Genomic DNA, 10,280 nt, shown 5'->3' with positions numbered 1-10,280 from the left:
ATGATTGTCCTTTTCTTGCCATAAAAAAATCCCCTCCAGATAAAACAGTATTGAGTCCATCATATCAGATGGACTCTTTTTTTACTGTCTACCTATAGGGGATAATACCATGGTTTTCTTCATCACTGCGCTGTTTTCTTTCGGTACATCTTCCCGTTCCAATAGAAGAATCGTGAAGTGAGGCCTCCGTACTTTACAATGCGCCGTGCCATTTTGTGCATATTCTTTTGTGCTGATACTTTTTGATCTGATAAATAAATACCAAGTAATCCTCGGCTTATAAGGCGATGAAACTTCGCATGAGGCAAATCACCAATGCTCTTCTCTGCTTCTTCTACAAAGTGTTTCATACGATCTAATATTGCTTGCTCGTTTTCATAATAACTACAGAAATTCAAATCCCCGCCGGCGCGGTCTTCTTCTTGATCAATGAAATAATCAAGTAAGATATGAAGTCCTTGTACGTAAGGGAAGTACCCTTGTCTAATTTTCGCAATATCTTCATCATGTAATTCATCATGAAATGCATATGCTACAAGACAGAAAATTCCAAGTGTAGAACCGGCACATGCTGAAAATTCAAACCAACTCATCTCAGGTAAGTTTTCTTTATGTGCTTCAAACCAAGTTTTCAGGCGCGGCTCTCTTTCTTCTAACTTCACGTGTTTATGAATTTGCAAATCACAATAATAACAAGCAAGTTCATGAAGAACAGGAGCAATTTTGTCATAGTGCTTCGTTTTCTTTAAAACATCTTGGCATGTTTCAACAAGTTCATCTAAATAACCACCATCATCTTGATCATCACGATAACGATAATAATTACCGCCGCCTTCTACTTCAGGTGATAATGCCATTAACATCGATTCATGCAGTGCGGCAAAATCATTTGGATCAAGTGATGTACTGCGATCACATAAATTATCTAAATAGTCGCTGATCGTTTGATACGCTACGATAAAACGAATACATTCTTCTCGGTGTTCATTTGCTAATAGCGCTAAAATGCCACCGCCCTCACAATGAAACTTTTTATGCTCAATACTTGCGATTGCCTGACTATGAAGCTCATCATTCGGAATATGGTAGGCACGCTCTTTCCACATCGCTAGCTCATGGTGTACAACCGGAAACACATCACGGTATACTTTCGCCATGAGCGTTATGGGATTACTCGGTACGTTCACTTCTTCCTTCATCTCCTCTATTAAATGTACAAATAATGATTTATTTGTTTGTTTTTACTATATTATTGACATGCATTTCAGTAAATGACTGAATATAACTCAAAATTTCATCACGCTCATACTCATTTAATAACTCGTGATAACAATTCGGCCATTCTTTAAAAGCCTTATCACTTATTTTAACATTATCAAACCAAGTGCGGACACGTGTTTTATCTACAAGTTTATCCTCACAAGCTTGCATTAGCAAGAGCGGAACATCTGGAAAATCATCTATTTTTTTATGAGCAATTTCGATAGACTTAATCAATTCACTATACCAACGTACTGATACTTTGCGCAAGAACAAAGAATCATTCTCCATTGCATCTCTCACTTCGTGGTTACGTGTTGACATTTCCACCGTAAGATTCGTTGCAAATTGCAATTTTGGAGCCACAACATTTAATATTTTTGAAGCAAATTGAAGCGGAGCAGAGGGTCCAGTCACTACCCCTAAACAAGGCGAACTCAAAATAATACCCTCTACATCTTCTCTCTTCGTTTCTTGCATCATACGAATGACAATAAGACCACCCATACTATGACCGAATAGAAAAATAGGTAACCTATACTTTCTTGCTTCTTTCACCCATAGTTTAACTTCCTCTATGTATTCATCAAATGAGTCAATATGTCCTCTATTTCTTGAAGTCGTTCCATGTGACGGAAGATCCCCCATCACGACGTGGTAGCCGATATGATTCCACATTTCCGCAACGGCTTCGTAACGTCCGTGATATTCCATTGCGCCGTGCACAATAACAATGACAGCCTTTGCTTCCTCCGCTTCATAATTCCACATACGGCTCTCCTCCATTTCACTCTTTCTCATAATTTGATACACTAAAACTAGTCTCTAGGAAAGGAAGACTTTACATGATATATCCTTACAAAGAAAAAAAACCGAAAATTGCGAGTAGTTCTTTTATCGCTGACTATGTTACGATTACAGGCGATGTTTCCGTTGGCGAGGAATCAAGTATTTGGTTTAATACAGTCATCCGTGGTGATGTGTCACCAACAATCATTGGAGACCGAGTAAATGTACAAGATCAATGTACACTCCACCAAAGCCCTCAGTATCCTCTTATTTTAGAAGATGATGTTACAGTTGGGCATCAAGTTATTTTACATAGCTGTCATATTAAAAAAGATGCTTTAATTGGAATGGGATCCATTATATTAGATGGTGCTGAAATTGGCGAAGGAGCTTTTATCGGCGCTGGAAGCCTCGTTTCACAAGGAAAGAAAATTCCACCAAACACGTTAGCTTTCGGTCGTCCCGCGAAAGTCATTCGTGAATTAACAGAAGAAGACCGTAAAGATATGGATCGTATTCGCACGCAATACGTTGAAAAAGGTCAATATTATAAATCATTACAGAAGTAAATTTCCGCTGCCATAAGATTGGCAGCTTTTTTTATATAAAAACTAACTTTTTCTTTACAAAACATTATTACTCCCTCAACAAAATCTTATTAAAATAAAAGCTAATATCTCCATATATATGTAAACGAGGGAGGAGAATTTTCATGAAGGTCAGTGGATTATATAAAATAGAATGTTACATTTTCAAAGGAATTAATCGCTACTTTGATCAAAAAACATTAAATATCTTTTTCAGCAATATTACTCATATCGGTGGCGCGACTTTCTCCATCGCACTCACACTTTTCTTTTTAATTTTTGCAAAAGGTACTTTACACCAAGCAGCAATTGCAGCTGCTATTTCTTTAGCAATTAGCCATATTCCTGTACAAATATTAAAAAGATGGTATCCACGAAAACGTCCTTATTTAACAATTCAGGATGCAAAATATCCAGTCCATCCATTAAAAGACCACTCTTTCCCGTCTGGTCATACAACAGCCGTTTTCTCTGTCTTCATTCCATTTATTTGCTATAACCCAAGCTTACTTGCTTTCCTATTACCGTTAGCATTATGCGTCGGTATTTCACGTATTTATTTAGGACTTCACTATCCGTCAGATGTATTCGTCGGTATGTGCCTTGGCACTTGCTCTGGCATCATCTCTTTTTATCAATTCATCCCACTTTTCACATAAAGGAGTGATATGATGAGAGTCGCCATTTTTACCGATACTTTTACGCCACAAGTTAACGGGGTTGCGAAAACGTTAGAGCGATTAACACGATATTTTCAGAAAGAACAGATCGCCTATTCTGTTTTCGCCCCTCAGCATACAGCTGAAGATAATTTTGTAGCGAATGTGAATAAGATGAGAAGTATCCCGTTAACAATATTATATCCAGAATGTCGTTTTTCTTTTCCTACTCCGCGTATTAAACGGGAACTACTTTCCTTTAAACCTGACATTATTCACATTGCCACACCTTTCAACATGGGACTTTGTGGATTGTATTATGCAAAAAAGTTAAACATCCCAGTTGTCGGTTCTTATCATACTGATTTCGATGCCTATTTACGTTATTACAAAATCGAATTCCTCTCCAATATGCTTTGGAACTATTTAAAATGGTTTCATAGTCATATGCAAAAAAATTTTGTACCTTCCTTTGAAACATTACATCAATTAAAAAATAAAGGCTTTCAGACCCTCTCTATATGGGGACGTGGTGTAGATTGCACACTCTTTCATCCAGCTTACAATACAGACCTATTCCGAAAAAAATATAATATTACAGCGAAGTACGTCCTTTCCTACGTTGGACGAATTGCTCCTGAAAAAGATATTGATACGCTGCAACACCTTATCGTTAAAACAGCACATACTCGAAACGATATTCATTGGCTCATCGCAGGAGACGGCCCTCTAGCAACAAGTTTACGTGAAGCTGTTCCGAAAACAAATATCACTTTTACTGGCTATTTACAAGGCGGGGATTTAGCTGAAGCATATGCTTGTTCTAACATAATGGTATTTCCATCAGCTACTGAAACATTCGGAAATGTCGTACTTGAATCACTCGCATGCGGTACACCTGTTATTGGTGCAAATAGTGGCGGGGTTAAAAATATTATTACAGATGGAAAAACGGGAGTTCTTTGTCCGCCTAAAAATGAGGACGCATTTCTATCATCCATTTATTTTTTATTACAAAATGAAGAAAGACTTGAGCAGATGGGAATAGCAGCTTCATCTTTTGCGAAATCAAAGAGCTGGGATGAGATCTTTCGTGGCTTGCTTAACCAATATGAAGAAGTCCTTCAGCATAACGCATCAGAGTTGCTTGCTTAAATAGAAAAACTCCCTTCAAAAAAACGAAGGGAGTTTATTACATGGTCATAAATTTTAGTTTAATAAATGATACATAAGGTTAAGCATTGTTTTATTTCTATATTAATTATATCAAAAATAAACATAACTAAACATACTTGTAATAAAAACCCATAAAAATTAATATATGGTTATACAGTAAACTGTATAATGATTTTAAGAATTCCCCTTAAAATCAACTTACTCACATACCTTTATACAGCAATTGTTCCCCAATTCTGTATATCAAAAAACCTTTCATTCATTTGAAAGGTCTTTTTGAGCCTGCACATATTCTTCTTTCGTATTTACATTTATAAACCAATCCGCATTCGCTTGTACATCTTCTCCAGAAACATATTTCACATTACATTGTGATAAAAGCTGGCCCATACTTCTTTTTTCTTCCTGAAGTAAAACATAAATCTTTTCTTTCACGCGGTTATGATACGCTGCAAGTAGCGGTTGTTTTCTTCCGTTAACAATAGGTACAACCGCATCATATTCATTGTTCGTTTGCTCCAGTAAAATGGTAAACCATTCATGCGAAACATTTGGCGCATCGCAAGGCATAATAGCATACCAATCTGCTTCTATGTATTCCATTCCTGATACAATGCCGGCCAGCGGTCCATTCCCTTTATAGTGCGGGATATCTTCTATAACAGGTACTTGTACGAATTGCTCTACTCGCTCTTTTATATCAGTATGGCTAATGACTACAACTTCTTGGAGCGCACTTGTCATCACTTTCAAAATATGCTCAATAAAAGTACTACCTTGCCAGCTCGCTAACGCTTTCGGCTCACCGAATCTACTCGACATACCACCTGCTAATACAATTCCAGCCCACCTACTCATTGGCGATGTAGCTCAAATGTAATATGGCCTAATTCCGGTAAAATTAATTTATTCATCGCAAGGCGAACCGCCCCGCTCGATCCTGGCATCGAGAAAACTACTTTGCGCCCAATTGTACCACCAATCGCTCTACTTAACATTGCACTGCTTCCGATATCTTCTAAATAACTAATCATGCGGAACAGTTCACCAAACCCGACAATCTCTTTATCTAATAGAGCTGACACTGCTTCAATTGTTACATCGCGCTTCGTAATACCAGTACCGCCATTTGTTAATACAACATCTACATCTTCCTTATGATAACCAGCTAACACTGCTTGCTGAATACTTTCTTTATCATCTTTTACAATTTCATAAGAGGTCACTGTATGGCCCGCTTCTTTTAACAATTCATGTAATAGTTGTCCGCTCTTATCTGTTTCTTCCGTACGTGTATCGGAAATCGTCACGATCTTGCAACGCACTTCTTTTGGAGCTTGTTTTTTATGTTCAGTTACACTCATTTTTTATCTTTCCTTTCTTAAAGACTTTTCTTCATTTTATCATACATACCTTTACACAATTATGTATGAAGCCAATCATGCGCCATGATACAATATAAGTATACTAACCCACAAAAAGGAAAGTGCCCTTTCTTATACTCCTAGACTACACATCTTTAGCTACTCTTTATATTTTCTACATAATAGAATTCAATTTTAAAACTTGTACTAAAAAATAAATTGGAGGTCTACATAGTATGGAACTTTATAAAAAATTAACAACAACATTTATCCTCTTATTCGTCGCTTCCATCACTGTCGGTTTTTCTCTAAAAGGCGCAATTCCATACGCTACATTAGTAAGTATTATATTCGCAACGCTATTTTTACTAAGCAGTGCATTTTGCGCAGGTAAAGCACGTCAAATGAAAGGTTGATTACATATGTTCCAGAAGAAATCAATCCTTTGTAAATCATGTGAAAAGGAAATACAAAAGGAGGACTTACATTGTTTGAATCAAACCGTATCCAGTTACGAAAGTTTTCCGAAGATGATATTCTAACATATTATAAATGGCATAATGATATAGACGTTATGAGTTCAACCACTCTCACTCTTGATAAATATTCCCTTCAAGACACAGAAAAACTTTGCCAGCAATTTATTCATTCTTCGGACTCTAAGAGCTATATCATTGAAGAAAAATCTACGCATCTTTCAATTGGTATTACTTCTTTAATTCATATTGATTCATATAACCGAAACGCTGAATGTATTATTGATATTGGTAACAAGGGTTACTGGGGGCAAGGTTATGGGAAGGAAGCTTTCACCTTATTATTGGATTATGCATTTTTAGAATTAAATTTACATCGCCTTTCTTTACGAGTATTTTCTTTTAACGATAGAGCAATTAAATTATATAAATCACTCGGTTTTCAACATGAAGGAACTTGTAAAGAAGCTATATTCCGCAATGGCAATTGGCATGACATTGAACTCTTCGCTTTATTCCAACGTAATTATAAATAAAAAAAGCTTTGCGCTCACCGCGCAAAGCTTTTTTTCATATATTATAGACCAGCTTGCTCTTTTAAAGCTGCTGCTTTGTCTGTACGTTCCCATGATAGATCTACATCAGTACGTCCAAAGTGGCCGTAAGCTGCTGTTTGTTTGTAAATTGGGCGACGTAAGTCTAGCATTTTAATAATACCAGCTGGGCGAAGATCGAAGTTGTTACGAACTAGTTCTACTAATACGTCTTCAGATACTTTACCAGTGCCGAATGTATCAACTGAAATTGATACTGGTTGTGCTACACCAATTGCGTATGCAAGTTGTACTTCTGCTTTTTCAGCAAGACCAGCTGCTACGATGTTTTTCGCAACATAACGAGCTGCATATGCTGCAGAACGGTCAACTTTCGTTGCATCTTTACCAGAGAATGCACCACCACCATGGCGAGCGTATCCACCGTAAGTATCAACGATGATTTTACGTCCTGTTAAACCAGCATCACCTTGTGGTCCACCAATTACGAAGCGGCCAGTTGGGTTAATGAAGAATTTCGTTTCTCCATCGATTAATTCTGCTGGTACTACAGCTTTAATTACGTGCTCTTTTAAGTCGCGATCGATTTCTTCCCATGTAACATCTGGGTGATGTTGTGTAGAAATTACGATAGTATCAACACGTACTGGTTTACCATTTTCATCATACTCAACTGTAACTTGCGTTTTTCCATCCGGACGTAGGTATGATAATGTATCATTTTTACGTACTTCAGTTAAACGGCGAGCTAATTTGTGAGCAAGCGAGATTGGAAGTGGCATTAACTCTTGTGTTTCATTACATGCGAAACCAAACATTAAACCTTGGTCTCCTGCACCAATTGCCTCAATCTCAGCGTCAGTCATTTGACCTTCGCGTGCTTCTAGCGCTTGGTCAACACCCATAGCGATGTCAGCAGATTGCTCATCGATAGATGTTAAAACTGCACAAGTTTCTGCATCGAATCCGTATTTTGCGCGTGTGTAACCAATGCCTTGAATTGTTTCACGAACGATTTTTGGAATATCTACGTAAGTAGAAGTCGTAATTTCCCCCGCTACCAATACTAAACCAGTTGTTACAGTTGTTTCACAAGCTACACGTGCATTTGCGTCTTTTGATAAGATCGCATCTAAAATTGAATCAGAAATTTGGTCACAAATTTTATCTGGATGTCCTTCAGTTACAGACTCAGATGTGAACAGATGACGTTTTTTTGTCATGTGGTAAACCTCCCTACAGTAATTGTATATATTGTACGGAACTCATCCTTAATTTGCCACAAACTGCGACATACATTTATTCTCCCACACAAGCATACAGAAAAACCTTTCCTACTTTACATAGAGGAAAGGTTTAATTTGCTACTTGCATACTGCTTTTTGCCCTTCGCTCTTATCGTTCGAGACCTGTAGCCTCGCACAGGTTTTAGCACCTATTCACCTGTATTTACCACTACAAGTGAGGTTGCTGGGCTTCATCGGGCCTGTCCCTCCGCCAGCTCGGGATAAGAGAGTATCCGTCCCAACCTATACTAAAGAAATGATATTCATTTGTCAATTAATATTCACATTTTCCTGAAAGTTTTTCTCAATACGCCTGAAATGAAATATTAATAGTGAAATAATGCATTCACACAAACAAAAAGAAATAAATAGTATACATTATTTATATAATTGTGTTATACTCTTGTTGGGGATTACGAGAAATATTTCATTAAATGAAAAGGATGGTATATAAATATGAGTACTGTGAATGTCCAAATTGGTTTACACGAATTATTGAACGGAAGCAATGCACAGATTCAACTAAGTGTTCCGCAATTAGTGGAAAAAGTATTAATGCGAAATGAAGGGAAATTAACTTCTACTGGTGCCGTTTCTGCTTCAACAGGAAAATATACAGGACGTTCTCCTAAAGATAAATTTATTGTGAAAGAAGCATCGGTTGCTGACAAAATTGCTTGGGGAGCTGTAAACCAACCGATTTCTGAAGAACATTTTAATAAATTATATACTAAAGTTTTAGAATACTTAAAAGAAAAAGAAGAGTTATTCGTCTTCAAAGGATTTGCAGGCGCTGACCGCAATTACCGCCTACCAATTCAAGTTATTAATGAATATGCATGGCACAATTTATTTGTACATCAATTATTCATTCGTCCAACTGAAGAAGAATTAACAACTCATGAGTCAGGGTTCACAATTGTTTCTGCACCGAACTTCAAAGCTGATCCAGCTGTTGACGGTACAAACTCTGAAGCATTCATTATGGTTTCATTCGAAAAACGTATTGTACTAATTGGTGGTACAGAATACGCTGGAGAAATGAAAAAATCAATCTTCTCTATTATGAACTTCTTACTACCTGAACAAGATATTCTTTCTATGCATTGCTCTGCAAACGTAGGTGAAGAAGGCGACGTAGCACTATTCTTCGGTTTATCTGGAACAGGTAAAACAACATTATCTGCTGATCCAAACCGTAAATTAATCGGTGATGATGAGCACGGTTGGTCTGATAACGGTGTATTCAATATTGAAGGCGGTTGCTACGCGAAATGTGTAAACCTTTCACACGAGAAAGAACCACAAATTTTCGATGCAATCACATTTGGATCTGTTTTAGAAAACGTTATCATTAATGACCAAACACGTATCGCCGACTACAACGATACTACTTTAACAGAAAATACTCGTGCTGCATACCCTATGCATGCGATCGACAATATCGTACTGCCAAGTGTTGCTGGACACCCAAATACAATTATTTTCTTAACTGCTGATGCATCTGGCGTATTGCCTCCAATCAGTAAGTTATCAAAAGAGCAAGCTATGTATCATTTCTTAAGTGGTTACACTAGTAAACTAGCAGGAACAGAGCGCGGCGTTACTTCTCCGCAAGCTACATTCTCAACTTGCTTCGGTTCACCATTCTTACCACTTGATGCATCTCGCTACGCTGAAATGCTTGGTGAAAAAATCGAGAAACACGATGCGAAAGTATTCTTAGTAAACACTGGCTGGACTGGTGGCGAATACGGCGTTGGTAAACGTATGAACTTAGGTTACACTCGTGCAATGATTCAAGCTGCATTAAACGGTGAACTTGCAAAAACTGAAACAGCTAAACATGATATCTTCGGTCTTGAAGTTCCACTTCACGTACCAGGTGTACCTGACGAAGTGTTAATGCCTGAACAAACTTGGGCTGATAAAGCTGCTTACAAAGCAAAAGCAATCGAACTTGCAAATGAATTCAAAGCTAACTTCAAAAAGTTCGACAGCGTATCTGAAGACATTATTAACTTAGGCGGTCCAATCGCTTAAATTAAAACTTTCTGTTGGAATAACCCTTTACTCATATGAATAAGTGTCGTGTAACCGTAAAGTTTCGCGTACTCACCGACAAAACC

General features: G+C 37.5%; 11 protein-coding genes and 1 riboswitch. Of the genes, 6 read left to right on the top strand and 5 right to left on the bottom strand.

The annotated features are described in order from the left end of the window. Positions 1–122: 122 nt before the first annotated feature. Positions 123–1,187: a tetraprenyl-beta-curcumene synthase family protein gene (locus MR136_RS23390; RefSeq protein WP_242259635.1), complete on the bottom strand. Its 1,065-nt coding sequence runs from the start codon at positions 1,185–1,187 to the stop codon at positions 123–125. 40 nt (positions 1,188–1,227) lie between these two features. Then, the gene (locus MR136_RS23385; RefSeq protein ID WP_000267421.1) at positions 1,228–2,031 is read right to left on the bottom strand and encodes an alpha/beta hydrolase; all 804 of its coding nucleotides are present in this window, start codon (positions 2,029–2,031) and stop codon (positions 1,228–1,230) included. 74 nt (positions 2,032–2,105) lie between these two features. Between MR136_RS23385 and MR136_RS23380 the strand changes: the two genes are divergently transcribed. The 3 genes from MR136_RS23380 (at position 2,106) to MR136_RS23370 (ending at position 4,450) form a co-directional block, all read left to right on the top strand. Next, a complete protein-coding gene (locus MR136_RS23380; protein ID WP_000640191.1) occupies positions 2,106–2,618 on the top strand; it encodes a gamma carbonic anhydrase in 513 nt (170 codons plus the stop codon). Positions 2,619–2,761: 143 nt separating this feature from the next. After that, positions 2,762–3,295, top strand: coding sequence for a phosphatase PAP2 family protein (locus MR136_RS23375; protein ID WP_000868578.1), 534 nt, complete (start codon positions 2,762–2,764; stop codon positions 3,293–3,295). A gap of 12 nt (positions 3,296–3,307) precedes the next feature. Then, positions 3,308–4,450 carry a glycosyltransferase family 4 protein gene (locus MR136_RS23370; RefSeq protein ID WP_001261643.1) on the top strand — a complete coding sequence of 381 codons (1,143 nt, stop codon included), beginning with the start codon at positions 3,308–3,310 and terminating at the stop codon, positions 4,448–4,450. A gap of 276 nt (positions 4,451–4,726) precedes the next feature. Here the strand turns inward: MR136_RS23370 and MR136_RS23365 are convergent, their stop codons facing one another. Both MR136_RS23365 and MR136_RS23360 read right to left on the bottom strand, forming a co-directional pair. Then, positions 4,727–5,329 (bottom strand): molybdenum cofactor guanylyltransferase, encoded by a 603-nt coding sequence (locus MR136_RS23365; RefSeq protein ID WP_242259634.1) that lies wholly within the window; start codon positions 5,327–5,329, stop codon positions 4,727–4,729. Next, positions 5,326–5,835 carry a MogA/MoaB family molybdenum cofactor biosynthesis protein gene (locus MR136_RS23360; protein WP_000117130.1) on the bottom strand — a complete coding sequence of 170 codons (510 nt, stop codon included), beginning with the start codon at positions 5,833–5,835 and terminating at the stop codon, positions 5,326–5,328. Before MR136_RS23360 ends, MR136_RS23365 begins: the two co-directional genes overlap by 4 nt. 236 nt (positions 5,836–6,071) lie before the next feature. Here MR136_RS23360 and MR136_RS23355 point away from each other — a divergent pair, with 236 nt between their 5' ends. Both MR136_RS23355 and MR136_RS23350 read left to right on the top strand, forming a co-directional pair. Continuing rightward, on the top strand, positions 6,072–6,251 hold the full coding sequence (locus MR136_RS23355) for a hypothetical protein (RefSeq protein ID WP_000424805.1): 180 nt from the start codon (positions 6,072–6,074) through the stop codon (positions 6,249–6,251). Between the two features lie 71 nt (positions 6,252–6,322). Further along, on the top strand, positions 6,323–6,847 hold the full coding sequence (locus tag MR136_RS23350; protein ID WP_017656642.1) for a GNAT family N-acetyltransferase: 525 nt from the start codon (positions 6,323–6,325) through the stop codon (positions 6,845–6,847). Positions 6,848–6,888: 41 nt separating this feature from the next. On the opposite strand, the gene metK is transcribed toward MR136_RS23350, so the two are convergent. Continuing rightward, positions 6,889–8,088, bottom strand: coding sequence for a methionine adenosyltransferase (gene metK / locus MR136_RS23345; protein ID WP_000163125.1), 1,200 nt, complete (start codon positions 8,086–8,088; stop codon positions 6,889–6,891). A gap of 169 nt (positions 8,089–8,257) precedes the next feature. Next, a riboswitch (SAM riboswitch) is annotated at positions 8,258–8,379 on the bottom strand. A 228-nt stretch (positions 8,380–8,607) separates the two neighbouring features. Between metK and pckA the strand changes: the two genes are divergently transcribed. Beyond that, positions 8,608–10,194: a phosphoenolpyruvate carboxykinase (ATP) gene (gene pckA / locus MR136_RS23340; RefSeq protein WP_000108815.1), complete on the top strand. Its 1,587-nt coding sequence runs from the start codon at positions 8,608–8,610 to the stop codon at positions 10,192–10,194. Positions 10,195–10,280: the final 86 nt, after the last annotated feature.

This window comes from Bacillus cereus group sp. BfR-BA-01311, assembly GCF_022664295.1.
In the GTDB taxonomy this organism is placed as follows: Bacteria; Bacillota; Bacilli; order Bacillales; family Bacillaceae_G; genus Bacillus_A; species Bacillus_A cereus.
This window is presented reverse-complemented; position numbering and strand designations above follow the sequence as displayed.

Bases quoted from the DNA above. Each gene is read 5' to 3' on its own strand.
- MR136_RS23385 (WP_000267421.1), bottom strand. From the start codon at position 2,031: ATGTGGAATTATGAAGCGGAGGAAGCAAAGGCTGTCATTGTTATTGTG.
- MR136_RS23380 (WP_000640191.1), top strand. From the start codon at position 2,106: ATGATATATCCTTACAAAGAAAAAAAACCGAAAATTGCGAGTAGTTCT.
- MR136_RS23375 (WP_000868578.1), top strand. From the start codon at position 2,762: ATGAAGGTCAGTGGATTATATAAAATAGAATGTTACATTTTCAAAGGA.
- MR136_RS23370 (WP_001261643.1), top strand. From the start codon at position 3,308: ATGAGAGTCGCCATTTTTACCGATACTTTTACGCCACAAGTTAACGGG.
- MR136_RS23365 (WP_242259634.1), bottom strand. From the start codon at position 5,329: ATGAGTAGGTGGGCTGGAATTGTATTAGCAGGTGGTATGTCGAGTAGA.
- MR136_RS23360 (WP_000117130.1), bottom strand. From the start codon at position 5,835: ATGAGTGTAACTGAACATAAAAAACAAGCTCCAAAAGAAGTGCGTTGC.
- MR136_RS23355 (WP_000424805.1), top strand. From the start codon at position 6,072: ATGGAACTTTATAAAAAATTAACAACAACATTTATCCTCTTATTCGTC.
- metK (WP_000163125.1), bottom strand. From the start codon at position 8,088: ATGACAAAAAAACGTCATCTGTTCACATCTGAGTCTGTAACTGAAGGA.
- pckA (WP_000108815.1), top strand. From the start codon at position 8,608: ATGAGTACTGTGAATGTCCAAATTGGTTTACACGAATTATTGAACGGA.